The sequence below is a fragment of the Pseudomonas sp. MDT2-39-1 genome, assembly GCF_054898085.1.
Genome location: NZ_CM142716.1, coordinates 1,990,939 through 2,010,608 on the forward strand (window position 1 = coordinate 1,990,939; position 19,670 = coordinate 2,010,608).

General features: G+C 58.5%; 19 protein-coding genes and 1 pseudogene. 10 read left to right on the forward strand and 10 right to left on the reverse strand.

Going from position 1 to position 19,670, the window contains the following annotated elements:
* Positions 1 to 46: 46 nt before the first annotated feature.
* Complete coding sequence (locus ACYZTM_RS09605; RefSeq protein ID WP_461988359.1) at positions 47 to 1,222, reverse strand: acetylornithine/succinylornithine family transaminase; 1,176 nt, start codon at positions 1,220 to 1,222, stop codon at positions 47 to 49.
* A 102-nt stretch (positions 1,223 to 1,324) separates the two neighbouring features.
* Between ACYZTM_RS09605 and ACYZTM_RS09610 the strand changes: the two genes are divergently transcribed.
* The 3 genes from ACYZTM_RS09610 to ACYZTM_RS09620 all read left to right on the forward strand — a co-directional run bounded on the left by ACYZTM_RS09610 (position 1,325) and on the right by ACYZTM_RS09620 (position 3,717).
* Positions 1,325 to 2,230, forward strand: coding sequence for a LysR family transcriptional regulator (locus ACYZTM_RS09610; protein ID WP_461988360.1), 906 nt, complete (start codon positions 1,325 to 1,327; stop codon positions 2,228 to 2,230).
* A 72-nt stretch (positions 2,231 to 2,302) separates the two neighbouring features.
* A complete protein-coding gene (locus ACYZTM_RS09615; protein WP_461988362.1) occupies positions 2,303 to 3,316 on the forward strand; it encodes a sensor domain-containing diguanylate cyclase in 1,014 nt (337 codons plus the stop codon).
* The gene (locus tag ACYZTM_RS09620) at positions 3,313 to 3,717 is read left to right on the forward strand and encodes a GNAT family N-acetyltransferase (RefSeq protein ID WP_461988364.1); all 405 of its coding nucleotides are present in this window, start codon (positions 3,313 to 3,315) and stop codon (positions 3,715 to 3,717) included. Before ACYZTM_RS09615 ends, ACYZTM_RS09620 begins: the two co-directional genes overlap by 4 nt.
* A gap of 12 nt (positions 3,718 to 3,729) precedes the next feature.
* Here ACYZTM_RS09620 and ACYZTM_RS09625 read toward each other — a convergent pair.
* A pseudogene (locus ACYZTM_RS09625) lies at positions 3,730 to 3,960 on the reverse strand (peptide-methionine (S)-S-oxide reductase); the annotation flags it as partial.
* A 45-nt stretch (positions 3,961 to 4,005) separates the two neighbouring features.
* On the opposite strand from ACYZTM_RS09625, the gene ACYZTM_RS09630 reads away from it, so the two are divergent.
* Together ACYZTM_RS09630 and ACYZTM_RS09635 are read left to right on the forward strand one after the other, a co-directional pair.
* Complete coding sequence (locus ACYZTM_RS09630) at positions 4,006 to 4,749, forward strand: DUF72 domain-containing protein (RefSeq protein ID WP_461988366.1); 744 nt, start codon at positions 4,006 to 4,008, stop codon at positions 4,747 to 4,749.
* A 116-nt stretch (positions 4,750 to 4,865) separates the two neighbouring features.
* Complete coding sequence (locus ACYZTM_RS09635; RefSeq protein WP_461988368.1) at positions 4,866 to 5,570, forward strand: hypothetical protein; 705 nt, start codon at positions 4,866 to 4,868, stop codon at positions 5,568 to 5,570.
* A 279-nt stretch (positions 5,571 to 5,849) separates the two neighbouring features.
* On the opposite strand, the gene ACYZTM_RS09640 is transcribed toward ACYZTM_RS09635, so the two are convergent.
* Positions 5,850 to 6,332, reverse strand: a complete 483-nt coding sequence (locus ACYZTM_RS09640; RefSeq protein WP_371928406.1) for a RidA family protein — start codon at positions 6,330 to 6,332, stop codon at positions 5,850 to 5,852.
* Between the two features lie 133 nt (positions 6,333 to 6,465).
* Between ACYZTM_RS09640 and ACYZTM_RS09645 the strand changes: the two genes are divergently transcribed.
* Complete coding sequence (locus ACYZTM_RS09645; RefSeq protein ID WP_461988371.1) at positions 6,466 to 7,869, forward strand: aminotransferase-like domain-containing protein; 1,404 nt, start codon at positions 6,466 to 6,468, stop codon at positions 7,867 to 7,869.
* 210 nt (positions 7,870 to 8,079) lie between these two features.
* On the opposite strand, the gene cyoE is transcribed toward ACYZTM_RS09645, so the two are convergent.
* The 7 genes from cyoE to hmpA form a co-directional block, all read right to left on the reverse strand.
* Positions 8,080 to 8,967 carry a heme o synthase gene (gene cyoE, locus ACYZTM_RS09650; RefSeq protein WP_131059414.1) on the reverse strand — a complete coding sequence of 296 codons (888 nt, stop codon included), beginning with the start codon at positions 8,965 to 8,967 and terminating at the stop codon, positions 8,080 to 8,082.
* 11 nt (positions 8,968 to 8,978) lie between these two features.
* Positions 8,979 to 9,314: a cytochrome o ubiquinol oxidase subunit IV gene (gene cyoD / locus ACYZTM_RS09655; RefSeq protein WP_131059415.1), complete on the reverse strand. Its 336-nt coding sequence runs from the start codon at positions 9,312 to 9,314 to the stop codon at positions 8,979 to 8,981.
* Positions 9,315 to 9,941 carry a cytochrome o ubiquinol oxidase subunit III gene (locus ACYZTM_RS09660; RefSeq protein ID WP_461955624.1) on the reverse strand — a complete coding sequence of 209 codons (627 nt, stop codon included), beginning with the start codon at positions 9,939 to 9,941 and terminating at the stop codon, positions 9,315 to 9,317.
* 3 nt (positions 9,942 to 9,944) lie between these two features.
* Positions 9,945 to 11,975: a cytochrome o ubiquinol oxidase subunit I gene (cyoB, locus tag ACYZTM_RS09665; RefSeq protein WP_131059417.1), complete on the reverse strand. Its 2,031-nt coding sequence runs from the start codon at positions 11,973 to 11,975 to the stop codon at positions 9,945 to 9,947.
* Positions 11,976 to 11,978: 3 nt separating this feature from the next.
* A complete protein-coding gene (gene cyoA, locus ACYZTM_RS09670; protein ID WP_109634678.1) occupies positions 11,979 to 12,923 on the reverse strand; it encodes a ubiquinol oxidase subunit II in 945 nt (314 codons plus the stop codon).
* Between the two features lie 814 nt (positions 12,924 to 13,737).
* Positions 13,738 to 14,247, reverse strand: a complete 510-nt coding sequence (locus ACYZTM_RS09675) for a disulfide bond formation protein B (protein ID WP_461988374.1) — start codon at positions 14,245 to 14,247, stop codon at positions 13,738 to 13,740.
* A gap of 310 nt (positions 14,248 to 14,557) precedes the next feature.
* Entirely contained in the window at positions 14,558 to 15,739 is a 1,182-nt protein-coding gene (gene hmpA / locus ACYZTM_RS09680) for an NO-inducible flavohemoprotein (RefSeq protein WP_461988377.1), read from the reverse strand.
* A gap of 156 nt (positions 15,740 to 15,895) precedes the next feature.
* Here hmpA and norR point away from each other — a divergent pair, with 156 nt between their 5' ends.
* The 4 genes from norR to ACYZTM_RS09700 all read left to right on the forward strand — a co-directional run bounded on the left by norR (position 15,896) and on the right by ACYZTM_RS09700 (position 19,628).
* Positions 15,896 to 17,449: a nitric oxide reductase transcriptional regulator NorR gene (norR, locus tag ACYZTM_RS09685; RefSeq protein ID WP_461988378.1), complete on the forward strand. Its 1,554-nt coding sequence runs from the start codon at positions 15,896 to 15,898 to the stop codon at positions 17,447 to 17,449.
* Between the two features lie 293 nt (positions 17,450 to 17,742).
* Entirely contained in the window at positions 17,743 to 18,645 is a 903-nt protein-coding gene (locus ACYZTM_RS09690; protein WP_131059421.1) for a chemotaxis protein CheV, read from the forward strand.
* A 27-nt stretch (positions 18,646 to 18,672) separates the two neighbouring features.
* Positions 18,673 to 19,131 (forward strand): GNAT family N-acetyltransferase, encoded by a 459-nt coding sequence (locus tag ACYZTM_RS09695; protein ID WP_461989122.1) that lies wholly within the window; start codon positions 18,673 to 18,675, stop codon positions 19,129 to 19,131.
* A 170-nt stretch (positions 19,132 to 19,301) separates the two neighbouring features.
* Positions 19,302 to 19,628, forward strand: coding sequence for a hypothetical protein (locus ACYZTM_RS09700; protein ID WP_461988381.1), 327 nt, complete (start codon positions 19,302 to 19,304; stop codon positions 19,626 to 19,628).
* Positions 19,629 to 19,670: the final 42 nt, after the last annotated feature.

A 19,670-nucleotide genomic window follows, 5' to 3' on the forward strand; every position in this document is an offset into this window, starting at 1 on the left:
CGTCCATTGAGGCATTCCCACGCAGAGCGTGGGAACGATAACTCTCCTAGGCGGTGGTTAGAGCCCGACAAACCCCTCTGACAATCATCTCCACTTCCCGCTCATCAATCGTCAGCGGTGGCAGGAGGCGAATGGTTTTGCCCCGCGTCACATTGATCAGCAAGCCGTGATCCCGTGCGGCGATCAGGGTCAGGTCGCGGATCGGCTGCTTGAGTTCGATGCCGATCATCAACCCTTGGCCACGAATCGCCAGGACGTTCGAGTCGTCTGCCAGTTCGGCACGCAGTCTGGCCAGCAGACGTTCGCCCTGCAGTCTGGCGTTTTCCAGCAGGCCCTGTTCTTCGATGATGTCCAGCACTGTGCAGCCGATACGGCACGCCAGCGGGTTGCCGCCGAAGGTGCTGCCGTGGCTGCCGGGGGTGAACAGATCGGCGGCTTTGCCCCGGGCCAGGCAGGCGCCGATGGGAATGCCGTTGCCGAGGCCTTTGGCCAGGGTCATGACGTCCGGGACGATGCCTTCATGCTGGAAAGCGAACCACCGGCCGGTTCGACCGATGCCGGTCTGGATTTCGTCGAGCATCATCAGCCAGGCGCGCCGGTTGCACAGGTCGCGTACGGCTTTCAGGTAACCGGCAGGCGCCAACTGGACACCGCTTTCGCCCTGAATCGGTTCCATCAGAATCGCCACGATGCGCGGGCCATGAACCTGCTGCACCTTTTCCAGCGCATGGAGGTCGCCGAAGGGCACTTTAACGAAGTCGCCGGGCAACTCATTGAATCCCAAACGCACGGCCGGGCCGTCGCTGGCGGAAAGAGTGCCCAATGTCCGGCCGTGGAAGGCGTTTTCCATGACCACCACCAGCGGCCGTTCGACGCCTTTGTGCCAGCCGTAAAGCCGCGCGAGTTTCAGTGCGGTTTCATTAGCTTCGGCACCGGAGTTGTTGAAGAACGCCCGCTCCATGCCCGCCAACTTCGTCAGTTTCTTCGCCAACCGTTGCTGCCAGTCGATGCTGTAGAGATTGGAGGTGTGCAGCAGCAGTCCGGCCTGCTCGCTGATCGCCGACACAATTTTGGGGTGAGAGTGGCCAACATTGGTCACCGCCACGCCCGCCACCGCATCCAGATACTCACGACCCGCCTGATCCCAAAGTCGAGTGCCCAGGCCTTTGCTGAAACTCAGGGCCAGAGGTTGGTAAGTGGTCATCAGGCAGGCGGCGGTCATGACATCAAGCTCCATCAATTGTCGGTGTTTTTGCAGTATGGTTAGCCACCTGAGCTGGATAAACGCTGTAACACTTCAATCATCTTAAAGCCGAGCTTGATAATGGATCTATTCCAGGCAATGACGGTTTACGTAAGGGTGGTGGAAGCCGGCAGCATGACTGCGGCCGCACAGCAGTGCGAAATGTCCACGACCATGGTCGGCAACCACCTTCGCGCGCTGGAGCAACGTCTGGGTGTGCGCTTGTTGAACCGTACGACGCGGCGCCAGCGACTGACGGAATTCGGCTCGGCTTATTACCAGCGCTGTCTGGAGGTGCTGGGATTGGTGGCCGATTCCGAACGCTTGGCTGAACAGAGCCAGGACACGCCGAGCGGGATCTTGCGCATCACTGCTCCGCTGACCTTCGGCACTGAAAAGCTCGCACCAGCGCTTAGCGAGTTCACCCTGCGTTACCCGCAAGTCAAACTGGACGTGGTGCTCACCAATGGGCGACCCGATCTTCTCGAGAACGGCCTCGACGTGGCGTTTCGCTTGGGCGCGATTGAACCGTCCAACCTGATCGCCCGTCCGCTCATCGACTACACGCTGACCATGTGCGCCTCGAAGGACTATCTGGCACGCCGAGGCACACCGGAAAAACCCGAAGACCTGCAACATCATGACTGCTTGTCGTTTGCCTATCCGGTTGGCGATGACTGGCAATCCGTGGAAAAACATTGGCGCCTGAGCGGGCCGGAAGGCGAAGTGATGGTGGCCGTCAGAGGCCCGATGCTGATCAACAGTTCGGCCGGGCTGCATCAGGCTGCTCGAACCGGGATGGGCGTCGTGATGTTGCCCGACGCGTTGATCGAGCAGGATTTGCTGGACGAAAAACTGGTGGCGTTGATGCAGAACTATCAACTGCCGAGCCGGTCGATGCACCTGGTGTACGCCCAGGATCGCTACCGCTTACCGAAATTGCGTCACTTCGTCGACTTCGCCATGCAGTTGTGGGCCAAGCACTAGCGGGGGCTACACGCCATGCACTAATCTCCTCGACTGAAGGGTCACTTTGATATCAGTGCAGGGAGAGCGGTGATGGGTGAAGCATCGAATATCGAGCCGTTGAAATTCAATGTGTCGGATTTGAACGAGGACATGCTGCACACCATTCTGGAACTGGTCAGTGACGGCATTTGGGACTGGAACGCCAACACCGGGTTCGTCTACCGCAATCCCGGGTGGTATGAAATGCTCGGCTACGAAGTTCACTCCCTGGACAACACCGTGTTTACCTGGGAAAACGTGATTCACCCCGACGATTACCCGCGGGTGATGACGGTGTTTGATGATTACCTGAATCAACGAGTGCCGGGCTATCAAGCCGAGTATCGCTGCCGCAAGAAGGACGGCAGTTATACCTGGATCGAAGATCGCGGCTACGTGCTGGCTCGCAATGTCGACGGATCGGTGGCGCGGATGGTCGGCGCGCACCGCAGTATCGAAGACAAGAAACGCCTCTTCGAAGAGATGGAACGGCGCAATCAATCCCTTGAAGCCATCGTCGAAGAACGTACCCGTGAATTGTCGCGGGTCAATCAGCAGCTGCAAATTCAACTCGAAGAAAACCGCAAACTGGCGGAAACCGATGCGCTGACGTCGATCGCCAATCGCTATCGTCTGGAAAAAGCCCTGCCCCAGGAGTGCGACCGTTCCCAGCGCTTTCGGCAGCCGCTGTCACTGATCGCCATGGACATCGATGACTTCAAGAACATCAACGATTACTACGGCCATGCTTTGGGAGATGCGACGTTGATTCAGGTCGTCGAGAGCGTGGAACGCTGCGTGCGCGAAGGCGATCTATTGGCGCGTTGGGGCGGTGACGAGTTCATCCTCATCCTGCCCAATACTTCGCTGGTCAACGCCAGATCCATCGCCGAAAAAATCCGCCATGGCCTGTCGAGTCTGCCGCCTGTGGGAGAGTTTCAGGTGACCATGAGTTTTGGCGTGGTCCAGCGCTTTGAAGAAGAGCAACAGACGGGTTTTCTGGCCAGGGCGGATCAGGCGCTGTATCGGTCGAAGATTGCGGGCAAAAATGTGATTTCGGGATGAGTACCGTCCTGCATGTCCGCGATGTACTGGCCTCGGAAGTGGAATCCGTACGGCTTTTTCTTGAGCAGAACGGATGGGCTCACCGCCTGGGAACAACTCAACATTTTGCGCAGTTGATCGCCAATTCCCAACGTACTGCGCTTGCCGTGAAGAACGCCCACATCGTCGGGTTTGCCCGAGGCATCACCGACGGTCTGTCCAACGGTTACCTGTCGATGGTTGTCGTGGCCGGGCAGCATCGGCGAGCAGGCGTTGGTCGGGCACTGGTCGAGCATGTCATGGGCGAGAACACTGACATCACCTGGGTTCTGCGCGCGGGACGCGAAGGCGCTTCAGAATTCTTCTCGCGCCTGGGCTTTGAAACGTCAAGCATCGCGATGGAGCGCCCACGCAGTCGATAGACAAACCGCGCTTCACATCCCCGCCTTCACCAGCACAGGTTTCTCCTGATATCGATCCGGGTACAGCTGCTTGAGTGCCGCAACTTTCGGCAGGTCGTTGATCACGATGTACGGATACGTCGGGTGCTCGGTCTGGAAGTCCTGATGTTCCTCCTCCGCCGGGTAGAAACCGTTGTAGGTTTCCAGCTTGGTCACAATGGGCTTGTTGAACGAACGGGCGGCGTCGAGTTGAACTCCAGTGGCGTCAGCATTGAGCTTTGAACCTGATGCTGAGGCGAGAAAACGCTGATGACTGCCACGACATCCCTGTACATCGGCTGCGCCGGATGGAACCTGCCCCGCGAACAGTGGAAGGCATTTCCCGACGCAGGCACTCACCTGCAACGGTATGCGGCACAGTTGACGTGCGCGGAAATCAACAGCTCGTTTTATCGGCCTCACCGCCCGGCAACCTATACACGATGGGCCGAGAGTGTGCCGGAGGGCTTTCGGTTTTCAGTCAAAGTCCCGAAGCAGATCACCCACGAAGCTCGCTTGCTGAACTGTGAAACGTTGATCGATGACTTTATCGAGCAATGCTCCCATCTGGGCCAGAAGCTTGGGTGCCTGCTGATCCAGATCCCGCCCTCTTTATCCTTCGAAGTCAAAACTGCCGAAGCCTTCTTCAACACACTCCGTTCGCACTACAGAGGCTATGCGGTGTTTGAACCGAGGCATGTCAGCTGGCAAACGCCTGAGGCGCAAGCGCTACTGATTGAGCATCGAATCGGCCAAGTGGCAGCCGATCCTTCGCCCCTACCCAATGGCGATTTACCAGGTGCCTGGCAGGGCATCCGCTACTACCGATTACACGGATCACCGCGAATCTACTACTCAAGTTACGAAATGCCATGGCTTGGGGAACTGGCTCAAAAGTTACAAACCCACGCCGACGACACTCCCACCTGGTGCATCTTCGACAACACCGCCAGTGGCGCGGCGACGACCAATGCGCTGGAACTTCAGCGAATGACATCTCCACGCCAAAAATGATGACCAACCGCCTGTTCATCCGTGACAACTCAGGTCAGGTCCAATAGATTAGGCGGCCTGAAAAGGCTTCGTGCTTTCTCGCCTAAACCCAAGTTAAAAGAAGTAGTGAAATTTCAATGTCCGATTCCAATACCGCTGAATCCGTAGTCACCTTGTCGTCCAAAGCGGAATACGAAAACTCCATCAATCTTTCACAGCATGTGCCACAGGCCAAGACCATCAGCGAGATGGTCCTGGACGCTTTTCAATCCACTCGGGAAAGCGACCAGCTCCGCGAGCTGCGCGTCGCGATTCGCCAGGCCCACGATAGCTTCGATGACGATAAAGCCTATGAACTGATGGGCGAACTCAAACAACTGAAAGACGCCGAAGCGTCCGACATTGCCGCGCTTGAAGACCTGAGCAGCAAGTTCCCGATCAGCCGTATTCTTTCCAGCTTCAAGGACGACCCGGCCTTTCAGGAAATCGTCTATGGCTTGGCATTGAAGGTGCTGAACCAGACTCACCAGGCCATCAGCAACCCGAGCACCGGCAAGAGCAAAGTGGCTCGCGCCAAGAAAGACCTCGAAGTGTTCACCATCAGCAAGGATGGCGTGAGCGTCACGCTGCCGCTGCGCACGCCACGTTCGAGCCTGAATGTTGATCGCAAAGCGCTGGAGTTCCTCGGCTTCACGTTCGTCGGCGAAGGTGAGGACGCGGCGATTGAAAACGAGACGTTCCTGGACAACACCGGGGCCGAACAAGCGGTCAACCGCAAGAACATCATCACCGCACTTCAGCAGCAAACCGCGTTCGACGGCTACAGCATCGCCGCGCAGTAACACGATCGACCTGAAGCCCCGCCCGTGAAGCGTAATGCTGTTCACTTAATCGCGGGCACTCATTTGTGGCGAGGGGATTCATCGAAACGTCGCACCGCCCCGTTCGGCTGCGAAGCAGTCGTAAATCCACACAACTCGGTCTGTCCGAACGGGCGCAGGGGGCCGCTTCGCAGCCCAACGGGGATGAATCCCCTCGCCACAGGTTCTCGCTCGACTGATGATTGTCTTAAGTGAACAGCATTACGCCCGTGAAGCGGGGTTTTTTATTGCCCGAAAGACTTACCGCGCTGACGGATACAGGGCCGCGATCATATCCACTTCGATCGGGGCGTTCTTCGGCAGCTGATAAACCCCGACGGTCGTTCGGGTGTGTTTACCTGCCTCACCCAACACATGCGTGAAGACGTCAGACGCGCCGTTGGCCACGTCACTGAGGTCCACAAAATCGAAAGTGGATTTCACATAGACCGTGATGCGCAGCAGTGCCTTGACGTTATCCAGTGACCCGATGGCCTCTCGGATCAATGCAAGTCCGCGTATCGCGCTGATGCCAGCCGCCTCTTGAGCGTCGGCCAGATTAAGCTCCAGCCCCACCCGTCCGGGGTACTGGACTTTGCCGTTCATCCGCGGCACCAGCCCGCTGACATACAGCTCATCATCGTGCCGAATCAGCGGCGCGTAATGCCCGCCGGCAGAGTTCTCGTCGTAGATATCAAAGCCGAGTTCTTTTGCCATCGCGAGGAAGCGTTCGTCGCGACTCATTTGATTACTCATTAACTGAACCCTCTTAATCAATCATGCATACGCGCAGATGATGGTAGAGACAGACGCTTGCTTTGATCAGAGCAAGTTCGTATAGAATCCAGCGAACTTTACTGCCAGGGAGACCAGTAAAATGCAGCGCGCCGTCATCGCCGCCATCGAGTTCCAGCCTGGAGTGCCGCTGGTACAGCAGATCGTCGATCAGTTGTCTTTGGCCATCAGCCAGGGCGGCCTGCCTCACGGGGCCAAGTTGCCACCGATTCGCGAGCTATCCGAGTTGATGAACGTGGGTAAATCCACGGTGGTCGACGCGCTCGACCGATTGCGGGCCAAAGGACTGGTGGTCTCACGCCAAGGCTCGGGGCATTACATTCACCGCCCAAGCACCCAACCCCACAGTGCGGCCGGCCCCAACCTGCAGCCCCAAGACACGCTCAGTCGGGTCCGCCGCAAATTGCTGCAGGACAACGGCGCGCTGCGCCCCGGCTGCGGATTTCTGCCCGCCTCGTGGCTGCCCGCCGACGACTTGCTCAAAGCCGTGCGCGGCACCCTTCGCGCGACCGCGCTACGGATGGGCGAATACGGAGAGGTCGGTGGTTACCTCCCGCTGCGCGAGGCGTTGCAGGTCAAGCTGGCGACCGTCGGCATCGAGGTGCCGGTTGAGCAGATCATCACCACCGCCAATACCGTGCAGGCCATCGACCTGCTGATGCGTCTGTTGATAAAACCGGGTGACACGGTGCTGCTCGACGACCCGTGCTACTTCAACATGCACACCAACCTGGCGTTGCACGGCGCCAAGGTCATCACCATTGCCCGCGATTGCGACGGTCTGAATCTGGAAACGTTCGAACAATTGCTGATTGCCCATCGCCCCGTGCTGTACATGACCAACAGCACCCTGCACAACCCGACCGGGCACTCGTTCTCCTCAGCCCAGGTTTATCGCCTGCTGGAGCTGAGCCACCGCTATGGCGTGCACATCCTCGAAGATGACTTGTACGGCGACATCCAGCAAAGGCGCACTCCGCGCCTGGCCGCGAGCGGTCTGGACCATGTCAGTTACGTGTCCGGGTTCTCCAAGACCCTGACCGCCAACAGCCGGGTCAGCTATACCGCGTTATCACCGCAACTGGCCGCACGAATGATCACCTTGAAGCTGGCCTGCGGTGGCGTCACCTCGGAACTGGCGGAGCAGATCACCTGCACCATGCTCAGCAATGGCAGCTACGCCAAACACACCCGGCGCACGGTTGATCGTCTGTATGAATCGAGCAGTCGCGTGACGAGATGGCTGGTAGAGGCTGGATGCTCGGTGTCATCGATACCGGGTGAAGGGTTGTTTATCTGGACGCGGTTGCCGGATGGCCTGCATGCCGAAACGCTGGCTATCAAAGGCCTCGAAAGCGACCTCGTCCTTGCCCCCGGCACCTTGCTGAGTAAAGCCGCCGATGCCAGCAGCTTCCTGCGCTTCAACGTCGCGCACAGTGATAGCCCGCAGGTGCGCGAGCGGTTCTTTCGACTGCTCGATCGCTGAGTTTTTCTGATTCACCGCGGTGCGGCCATCGCGAGCAGGCTCACTCCCACAGGGGTTCAGCGTCGTACTCAGAATCTGAGGCTACTCCGATCAAAATGTGGGAGCGAGCCTGCTCGCGATTGGGGCAACACGGTCCACCAGAAAGCCCCCCAACAAAAAGCCCCGCCTCTTCTCTCGAAGGGCGGGGCTTTTCTTTACAGCATCCGACGCTTAAGGCGCGTACGTCAGCAACAGCTCCGTCGGCACTTTGAAGTCCAGGGACATCATCACGCTCAACGCGGTAATGGTGAAGATCGAGAACACGAACAGCTTGCGTGCCCAGACCGTGTCATCCACTGCCTTGTAACCGGTCCAGGCCATGTACAACCAGTACATGCCCATGGCCGCGGCGACGGCGAGGTAGCTCATGCCGGCGTAGCCGCTGAAGGTCAGCATCAAGGTCGCCACGAGGAAGGCCAGGATGTAGAGCAGGATGTGCTTCTTGGCCACTTGAATCCCGCGCTTCACTGGCAACACCGGAATCGATGCGGCCAGGTAATCGTTGAAGCGGAAGATCGCGATGGCGTAGGAATGCGGCATCTGCCACAGGCTGAACATCACCAGCAACGTCAGTGCGGCCATGTCGAAGCTGTTGGTCACAGCGACGTAACCGATCACTGGCGGCATGGCGCCCGACAGGCTGCCCACCAGCGTGCCGTGAACCGACTTGCGCTTGAGGTACAGGCTGTAGAAGCCGACGTAGATGACGAAACCGATCACCGCGAACATCGCGGCCAGCGGATTCGCCACCTTGTACAACAACGCAACGCCGGCAACACCAAGGACGGTCGCGAAAATCAGCGCCAGTTTCAGGGAGATCAAGCCCTGGACCAGCACCCGATTCTTGGTGCGTTCCATCTTCAGGTCGATGTCGCGGTCGATGCAGTTGTTGAACACGCAACCGGAAGCCACTACCAGGGATGTGCCGATCATTGCTGCCAGGAAAATGGCCAGATCGACATGCCCTTTCGAGGCCAGGAAAAATCCGCCTGCCACTGAAAGCACGTTACCGAAAATGATCCCCGGTTTGGTGATTTGGATAAAGTGCTTCAAGGACATTCGGACTTACCTCACTTCGCCATCATGTTGGTGTGGATGCTGAACATGATCCACAGCGACAGGCCAACCAGCAGGACAATCACGATCGCGGCGAAAACAAACGCAACCACGTTGTTACGCTGCGCGGCGGAACGGTCCAGGTGGAGGAAGTACACCAGGTGCACCAGCACCTGGATAACGGCGAAAGCCAGTACGATCCACAGAGTCAGCGACTTCGGCAGCGACGGGTACATCACCAGGCCGAAAGGAATGACGGTCAGGATCACCGACAGAATGAAACCGATAGCGTAAGACTTGACGCTGCCGTGGCCGGCGTCGTGGCTATCGTGGGAATGAGCGTTAGCCATTTACATAGTCCCCATCAGATAAACAACGGTGAATACGCAGATCCACACCACGTCCAGGAAGTGCCAGAACAGGCTCAGGCAGCTCAGACGTGTCTTGTTGGTCGCCGTCAGGCCGTTTTTCTGCACCTGATACATCATGATCGCCATCCAGATCAGACCGCTGGTCACGTGCAGACCGTGGGTGCCGACCAGGGTGAAGAACCCGGACAGGAAGCCGCTGCGGCTAGGGCCGTAGCCCTCGGAGATCAGTACGTGGAACTCGTTGATCTCCATGCCGATGAAGCCGGCGCCGAACAGGAAGGTCATGCCCAGCCAACCCAGCACCTGGTTCTTCTTGCCCTTGAACAACGCCAGCATGGCGAAGCCGTAGGTGATCGAACTGAACAACAGCAGAGCGGTTTCGCCCAGCACGTAGGGCAGCTCGAAGATGTCGTGGCCCGACGGGCCACCCGCTACGTTGTTAACCAGTACCGCGTACACCGCGAAGATCGACGCAAACAGAATGCAGTCGGTCATCAGGTAGAGCCAGAAACCGAATACGGTCATCTCGCCCGAGTCGTGGTGATGGTCATCGTGCCCATGTCCATCGACATGGGTGTGTCCAGCATTGGTCACTAAGTTCGACATGGTTTAAGCCTGTTCCAACGAGGTTTCAACACGGGTGGCGGTGGCTGGAACTTTCCCGGCCGCTACCAGACGCTTGTGCTGCTCGGCTTCGATGCGTTCGATTGTCTCGACCGGCACCATGTAGCCTTGGTCATCACGTGCAGCGTGGATCACGAAGTAGACCACGGTGCCAACCAGGCCAACGATGGCCAGCCACCAGATGTGCCAGATCATCGCGAAACCGAACACGGTCAACAGAGCCCCCATGACCACACCGGTCGCGGTGTTGTTTGGCATGTGGATCGGTTCGTACCGGCTAGGCGCCTGGTACGCGGTACCGTTTTCCTTGGCTTCAGTGAACGGGTCGATGGTTTCGGCTTTTGGCAGCACAGCGAAGTTGTAGAACGGTGGTGGCGACGAGGTCGACCATTCCAGCGTGTGCGCATTCCACGGGTCGCCGTGTTCGCACATGTTTTCTGGCTTGTTGCGATCACGCACGCTCACGTAGAGCTGGATCAGCTGGCAAGCGATACCCACAGCGATCATCACCGCACCGAACATGGCCACGTACAGGTAAGGCACCCACTCAGGATTGGTGGTGGCGTTCAGACGACGGGTCATGCCCATGAAGCCCAGTGCATAGAGCGGCATGAACGCGACGAAGAAGCCCGAGATCCAGAACCAGAACGCTGCCTTGCCCCAACCTTCGTGCAGCTTGAAGCCGAACGCTTTAGGGAAGTAGAACGCGAAGCCTGCGATGTAACCAAATACCGCGCCGCCGATGATCACGTTGTGGAAGTGAGCGATCACGAACAGGCTGTTGTGCAGAACGAAGTCAGCACCCGGGATGGCCAGCAGTACGCCGGTCATGCCGCCGATGGCGAAGGTCACCATGAAGCCCAGGGTCCACAGAACCTGGCTGGTGAAACGCAGACGGCCTTGGTAAATGGTAAACAGCCAGTTGAATAGCTTCACCCCCGTCGGGATCGAAATCAGCATCGTCGCCAGACCGAAGAAGGCGTTGACGCTGGCACCCGAACCCATGGTGAAGAAGTGGTGCAGCCAGACCATGAAGCCCAGGATCGAGATCGCACCCGATGCGTAGACCATCGAGTGGTGGCCGAACAGACGCTTGCCAGTGAAGGTCGAGATGACTTCGGAGAAGATCCCGAATGCCGGCAGAATCAGGATGTACACCTCGGGGTGACCCCAGGCCCAGAACAGGTTGACGTACATCATCGGATTGCCACCAAGTTCATTGGTGAAAATGTGGAAATCCATGTAACGGTCAAGCGTCAGCAGTGCCAGGGTAGCGGTCAGGATCGGGAACGAAGCCACGATCAAAACGTTGGCCCAGGTGCAGGTCCAAGTGAAGATCGGCATGTCCATCAGCTTCATGCCAGGGGTACGCATCTTCAGCACGGTGGCCAGGAAGTTGACCCCCGTCAGCGTCGTACCCAACCCGGATAGCTGTAGCGCCCAGATGTAGTAATCCATCCCCACGCCCGGACTGTATTGCAGGCCCGACAGCGGCGGATAGGCAACCCAACCGGTCTTGGCGAATTCGCCGACGCCCAGGGACAGGTTGATCAGCACCACGCCCGATACCAGCAGCCAGAAGCTCAAGGAGTTCAGGAACGGATAGGCAACGTCACGCGCGCCGATCTGCAGCGGCACTGCAAGGTTCATCAGGCCGGTGAAGAATGGCATCGCCATGAAGATGATCATGATCACACCGTGAGCGGTGAAGATCTGGTCATAGTGTTCAGGTGGCAGGTAGCCAGGCGAACCCTCGGTGGCCATGGCCAACTGGGTACGCATCATGATGGCGTCGGCAAAACCGCGCAGCAGCATGACCATGGCGACGATGATGTACATCACGCCGATTTTCTTGTGGTCGACCGAGGTCAGCCACTCGGTCCACAGGTAGGTCCACTTCTTGAAGTAAGTGATCCCCGCGAACAGCGCCAGACCACCGAGCGCGATCATGGCGATGGTTATCATCACGATCGGTTCGTGGAACGGGACCGCTTCCCAACTTAATTTACCAAACATCGTTTACTCCTCTGCCCCGGCAGCTGAATGCGAGTTCATGTCCATTCCTTGCGTAGCGGCCACTTCTTTCTCTTTCTTCTCGTGCTTGACCTTCGGACCCGGTTTCATGCCTTCGTACTTGTCGACGATGATCTGGAACAGGTTCGGAGTGACCGAGGAGTAGAGCTCGACTGGGTTGTTCTGGCTCGGCTTGGAAAGGGCTGCGTATTCAGCTTCTTCAAGCTGTTTAGGTGCCTTTTTGACTTCACTTACCCAGGCGTCGAAATCTTCCTGGGAAGTTGCGATAGCCTTGAATTTCATGCCAGTGAAACCAGCGCCGCTGTAGTTGGCGGAGATACCGTCCATTTCAGCGTTCTGGTTGGCGATCAGGTGCAGTTTGGTCTGCATGCCGGCCATCGCGTAGATCTGGCCACCCAGGGCCGGGATGAAGAACGAGTTCATCACGGAGTCCGAAGTCACCTTGAAGTTGATCGGCGTGTGCGCCGGGAACACGATCTTGTTGACGGTGGCGATGCCTTGCTCCGGATAGATGAACATCCACTTCCAGTCCAGCGCGACCACTTCAATGGTGATCGGCTTGACGTCGGACTCCAGCGGCTTGTAAGGATCCAGCGCGTGGGTCGATTTGTAGGTGATGTAACCCAGGGCAATGATGATCAGTACCGGGATCGTCCACACTGCGATTTCGATCTTGGTGGAGTGCGACCACTTCGGTGTGTAGACGGCATCCTGGTTGGACGCGCGATATTTCCAGGCGAACAGGAAGGTCATGACGATGACCGGTACCACGACCAGAAGCATCAGCAGCGTTGCGGTGATGATCAGGTTTCGCTCATCCAGGCCAACCTGGCCCTTGGGATCGAGCAAGGTCATGTTGCAGCCTGACAGCAACAACGTGCCGAGCAGCGGCAATAAGCCTAGTAGCCTGGGGTACCTGTTTTTACTCATCTCACGACCTCTAAAGCAGCTTGCGCAATGCAGTTGGGTTTTGATCGCCAACACTTCACCCTGCCAAGGGTTGGCATTTTTCTTGGATTGAATAAGGGCTGCCCGTCGCGCGTCAGACGCTGTTCGACAAATCCTGGGCTAGCGGTAAGTTCTTATTCGAATTCGTGGTCAAAGGCCTTGTTACAGACCAATTCCATTTGGTGCGGAAAGTTGGAAGGCTCCGACACCGGGGAGTCGCACGAAGCGTTCAAGCTCCTCGACGCCCTGTTTTCCTGCTCAAGGTGAGCAGTGCCGGAATTCAGTGCGGGCGATTGTAGATATGTAACGATTCATAAACCATGTCTCATCCCGAAATAAATTTTATCCATTCCAGCAACAATCATTAACGGTTTTTGCAAAAGTGCGGCATCTTATCGAAATTCATTCTCAACAAAAACACCAAAATTTGTAGGTCTACCGAGCGCAGTTCAGACAGCTATTAGTGCTCAAGCAGGGACTTCGACGCTGCCCTAGCCCCTATGAAGCAAGGGCTCTGGCGATTCGCCAGCCCCTGTTAAAACTGCCTGCTTGCGCGCGATAGCCTTGAAATCGGAAGTCGCCCGAATAGACCAATTTCGTTGCCTGGCTATGCACCGATCCAGCCCCGTGAAATGCCTTGCGACAGTCACGCTGTGACAACATGTCGCACATGTTTCGCACCCATTCTTGTCGGGCATCAAGGTCTTTTACCTGTGGACTGAAATGCAAAACGCCCCGGCCTTCTCAACGAAGGCCGGGGCGTTTCAGGTTTCACTCAACGGTAAGGCGAATAGCCTCAGCGCAGCGCCTTGCGGTTACGCGAAGTGAGCAGCGGCACCAGCACCACGATCAGCACGAACGCCAACAGCGCCCACTGCGCCAGCGACAAGCCGAGGATCGGCGGGTACGGCGTGGAGCAGAAGCCATCGACCTGGAAGCCCAGCGGGAAGATCTTCGCCAGCGGCAGGCCATCCACAATCGGTTGCAACACATCAACGCCACAGCTGACCGCCGGGTAGAACTGGGTGTAGACGTGATGCCCGGCCACCGCGACGCCGGCCAGTGCGCAAATCACCACCAGGCTTTCCAGCACCGTGATGCTGCGACGGGTGCGCATCGCCGCGCCAATGAAGGCAAACAGCGCAACCAGCAACAACGCATAGCGTTGCAGGATGCACAGCGGGCACGGTGCCTCGCCCAGCGCAATTTGCATGTACAACGCGCCACCGATCAGCGCCAGACAGATGACGCCCAGCAACACCAGATAGCGCCGTTCACGTCCCAACCGCATCGTTTCCTCGCTCATCGCGTTTCCCTTGTAAAGATCGATTGCCCGGAAGTCTACACGCAGGCTCCAACCTTTGAGAGCCCGGCGCGTACCGGTGATGATCGGGGAATAGACGATAAACCCGTTAAGGAGGGATTAACCTTCGAAGGATTTTTACGAATGAAGGCCGTGGTGCTCGCGATGAAGGCGACTCGGTCTGTCCTGATAGAGATCGTTCCCACGCTCTGCGTGGGAATGCAGCAAGGGACGCTCTGCGTCCCAAGAGCAGACGCGGAGCGTCTGGGGAGGCATTCCCACGCAGAGCGTGGGAACGATCAGGGAGAGAGGCTTATTCCAACGCCGAAGCCGGCCCGAAGAACTCGTAACGGCTCTGCTTCTCCGGTACACCCAACGCCTTCAGGTGACGCTTGATCGCCGCCATAAACCCTTTCGGCCCCAGGAAGTAAGCGTCCAGATCGCGCTGCTCTGGCAACCATTCACCCAGCTGCTCGCGGCTCAACAACCCGACCTGGTGCGCTGCCGGACTCACGCCGTCATCTTCGGCGTAGCAATAGAAGCGTTTGAGTTGCGGGTGACGCTCGGCCAAACCATCGATCCAGTCGCGGAAGGCGTGAACGCTGCCGTTGCGTGCGCAGTGGATAAAGTGCACCGGCCGCTCGGTCGCCAACGCCGCTTCCAGCATCGCCAGCGTCGGGGTGATGCCCACGCCGCCACTGATCAGCACCAACGGTTTGTCGCTGGCGGTCAGGGTGAACTCGCCCGATGGCGGGAACAGTTGAATGCTTGAGCCGACATGCAGCTGATCGTGCAAGTGGTTAGAAGCGCGGCCACCGGTTTCACGTTTGACGCTGATGCGGTACTGGCCCTTGTTGGGCAAGGCCGACAACGAATAGTTACGGCGAATCTCTTCGCCATCGAGGATCAGTTTCATGCCGATGTACTGGCCCGGTTCAGCGGCCAGAATCGCGCCTTTGTCGGCAGGTTCGAAGTAGAACGAGGTGATTTCCGCGCTTTCCTCGACCTTGGCCGCGACGATGAATTCCCGCGCCCCGCGCCAGCCGCCGGGGGCCTGTTCCTTCTGATCGTAGATGCTGGTTTCGGCGCCAATCAGGATCTCGGCCAATTGACCGTAGGCCGCGCCCCAGGCGCTCATCACTTCAGGAGTGGCGATTTCGTCGCCCAGCACTTCGGAGATGGCGCGCAGCAGGCACCTGCCGACAATCGGGTAGTGTTCTGGAAGGATTTGCAGGGCCACGTGTTTGTTGATGATCTTGGCCACCAGATCGCCCAACTGGTCGAGCTGGTCGATGTGGCGGGCGTACATCAATACGCCGTTGGCAAGGGCGCGTGGCTGGTCACCGCTGGCCTGGTGGGCCTGGTTGAACAGCGGGCGGACTTCCGGGTATTCGGAGAGCATCATGCGGTAGAAGTGAGTGATCAGCGCTTCGCCACCGCTTTCCAGCAGCGGCACGGTGGATTTGACGATGGCACGGTCTTGAACGCTAAGCATAAAGTGACTCCTGGGCTACTTTAGTTACTAACTGATTGCCCTATGCGTATCACTTTCCATGCCAATAATTTAAGCGTTTAAAATCAACAACTTATGAACAGAGTAGTCATATCGACCCAGACTGACTTATAGTCATACCGACTACACGGAGTCACTATGACTGCAAAATCATTGCTCACCGCCTTACTGCCGCTGGTCTCTGACCTGTCCCGCGAACTCCCCGAAGGCGAGCGTTATCGGCGCCTGCTCGAAGCCATGCGCGCCCTGCTCCCCTGCGATGCCGCCGCCCTCCTGCGCCTTGATGGCGAATGGCTGGTGCCGCTCGCCGTCGACGGGTTGAGCACCGACACCCTCGGCCGACGCTTCAAAGTCAGCGAACACCCGCGCTTCGAAGCCTTACTCAGCAGCCACGGCCCGACACGGTTCGCCGCCGACAGCGACTTGCCCGACCCGTACGACGGACTGGTCGACGGCCTCGACGATCACCTGGAAGTCCACGACTGCATGGGCTGTCCGTTGTTTATCGACGAACGTCCGTGGGGCCTGCTGACCCTCGACGCCCTCGATCCAGAACAATTTGAACCCATCGAACTGGACGCCCTGGAAGCCTTCGCCAGCCTTGCGGCGGCGACCGTCAACGCCGCCGAGCGCATCGAACGCCTGGCCAATCGCGCCGAAGACGAACATCAGCGCGCCGAGGTCTACCGTCAGGCCAGCGGCCAGCAGAACCGCGAGATGATCGGCCAGAGCAAGGCGCATAAACGCTTGGTGGAAGAGATCAGTCTGGTGGGCGGCAGCGACCTGACCGTGCTGATCACCGGTGAAACCGGGGTTGGCAAGGAATTGGTGGCGCAGGCGATACACGCGGCCTCACCTCGGGCGGATAAACCGATCATCAGCCTCAACTGCGCCGCCCTGCCGGACACGCTGGTGGAAAGCGAATTGTTCGGTCATGTGCGCGGCGCCTTCACCGGCGCCACGAACGATCGGCGTGGCAAGTTCGAACTGGCCAATGGCGGTACGCTGTTTCTCGATGAAGTCGGTGAATTGTCGCTGACTGTGCAAGCCAAGTTGTTGCGGGTGCTGCAAAGCGGTCAGTTGCAGCGCTTGGGATCCGATAAAGAACATCAGGTGGACGTGCGCCTGATCGCGGCGACCAACCGCGACCTGGCCGAAGAAGTGCGCAGCGGCCGCTACCGCGCCGACTTCTATCATCGCCTGAGTGTTTACCCGCTGTTGGTGCCGGCCCTGCGTGATCGCGGGCGGGACGTGTTGCTGCTCAGCGGTTACTTCCTGGAACAGAACCGCTCGCGGATGGGCCTTAACAGCCTGCGACTGAACAGCGATGCACAGGCGGCATTGCTGGCGTATGGTTGGCCGGGGAATGTGCGGGAGCTGGAGCATTTGATCGGTCGCAGCGCGTTGAAGGCGCTGGGTAACTGCAAGGAACGACCGAAGATTCTCAGCTTGAGTGCGGCGGATCTGGACTTGCCCAATGGCAGCGTTGAAAACGCCCCCACTGAGCAGCCGGCTGCCAGTCCCGTCGCGTTGGTCGCTGGAGATTTGCGTGAGGCGACCGAAAATTATCAGCGACAATTGATCAGCACTTGCCTGGAACGGCATCACGACAACTGGGCGAGCGCGGCGCGTGAGCTAGGCCTGGACCGGGCGAATCTCGGGCGGATGGCCAAGCGGTTGGGCATGAAATAACGCAATCGTAATGACCTGCACAATCCCTGTGGCGAGGGGGTTTACCCCCGTTCGGCCGCGAAGCGGTCGTAAAACTGACGATGTGGTTCCATCGGAAAAAAAGCGAGGAGCGCTTCGCACTCCAACGGGGGTAAACCCCCTCGCCACAGGTTGGTGTTTTGCCACAAAAGTCCGTAATGGACCAATGGGCGGGGAATGTCCCTAAAGCCTGCCCCCAACAAGTCGATAACCCGGCATCAATAGCTTTTGGCGACTTTTTACTCGCCCATCACCTTTTTCCACAGAAGGTTTTTATGTCCTCCACCAAAGCCCGCGCAGACTCACTTTCGCTTCTGCTGTTTACCTTGCGCAGCGGCAAGCTGATGGCAATCAACCTGCTGAAAGTCAGCGAAATCATCCCCTGCCCGCCGCTGACCAAGCTGCCGGAGTCGCACCCCCACGTCAAAGGCATCGCCACCCTGCGCGGCGCCTCGCTGTCGGTGATCGACCTCAGCCGCGCCATCGGCGAGCGGCCGCTTGAAGACCCGAACGGTGGCTGCCTGATCGTCACCGACGTCAGCCGCTCCAAGCAGGGCCTGCACGTTCAGGCCGTAAGCAAGATCGTCCACTGCCTGACCACCGACATCCGCCCGCCGCCCTTCGGCTCCGGTGGCGTGCGCTCGTACATCACCGGCGTGACCTCGGTCGACGGCACCCTGGTGCAAGTGCTGGACATCGAAAAGGTCATCCACGGCATCGCCCCGGCGCAGATCGAAACGGCCCCGACCGAACTGAGCATGGAAGACGCCGACGTGCTGGGCAACGCACGGATTCTGGTGGTCGATGACAGTCAGGTCGCGCTGCAGCAATCGGTGTACACCCTGCGCAACCTCGGCCTGCAATGCCACACCGCCCGCAGCGCCAAGGAAGCCATCGACTGCCTGCTGGATCTGCAAGGTACGGCGCAGCAGATCAACCTGATCGTCTCGGACATCGAAATGTCGGAGATGGACGGCTACGCCTTTACCCGCACCCTTCGCGAGACGCCGGACTTCTCTCACCTTTACGTGCTGCTGCACACGTCTCTGGACAGCGCGATGAACAGCGAGAAAGCGCGACTCGCCGGGGCCAACGCGGTGCTGACCAAGTTCTCCTCACCGGAACTGACCCGATGCCTGATCGAGGCGGCCAAAGCCGTCGCTGAACAAGGTCACTGAGTCTTGGCCGAGGCATTTTGCTTTCTGATGCGGCGCAACCTCGCTGAGGCTGTACCCGCGATCACTTGGCCTCAGGGGATAGACCTCGTCCAATACCGCCCCGAACTGGCTGAAGCTGTTCATCGTTTGATGGAACTGGGTTATCGAGAAGGTGGCGGTCGTGTGCCGGCACTGGATGCCTGGCAACAGCGGTTTGAGACCGATCCTGAATACGATCCGAGCCTGTGTTTTATCGCACTGGATGGCGAAGGCATCATCGGCGTTTGCCAGTGCTGGACCAGTGCGTACATCAAGAACCTGGTGGTGCATCCTCGGGCTCAGGGCGTTGGGCTTGGCCGTGCGTTGCTGCTGCATGCGTTCAAAGTGTTTCGGGAACGCCGGGAAGGCTTTGTGGATTTGAAGGTATTGGAAGACAACCTTCGGGCGCAGCGGCTGTATGAAAGCGCCGGGATGTATTTGGTCCGCAGGGAGCCGGTTCCAGTCTGATACACCGCCTTCGCGAGCAAGCCCGCTCCCACATTTTGATCGCATTCCCCAGACATGACTCGATCGAATGTGGGAGCGGGCTTGCTCGCGAAGGGGCCGACACATTCACCCTCAAACCATCAGGCATACTCCACCCCTCGGCGAACTCAATGCCCAAGGATGCCTGACCCATGAAAGCCGCAACCCTGACCCTCCTCTGCCTCACCGCCCTCGCCACCCAGGCCCACGCCACGAGCCCCGACGCCTGGGCCGCCTACGACAAAGCCGTGCTCGCCAGCTGCACCAAAGCCAGTGGCCTGAAAAACGCCAAAGCCGTCGGCACCGCCGCTCAATTCGACGACCGGGTCGGCTACACCGCACTCCTGCTGCAAGGCCAATACCCGCAAAAACACATGAAAGGCCAGCAAGGCACCGAGTTGTGTCTCTACAACAAAAAAACCAAAACCGCCTACGTCACCGAATGGGACTCCATCCGCCCCACCGCCAAAGCTCAGTGACTGGCGCATAACTTGCTTCGAAACGCGCCTTTGCGGTGTCTT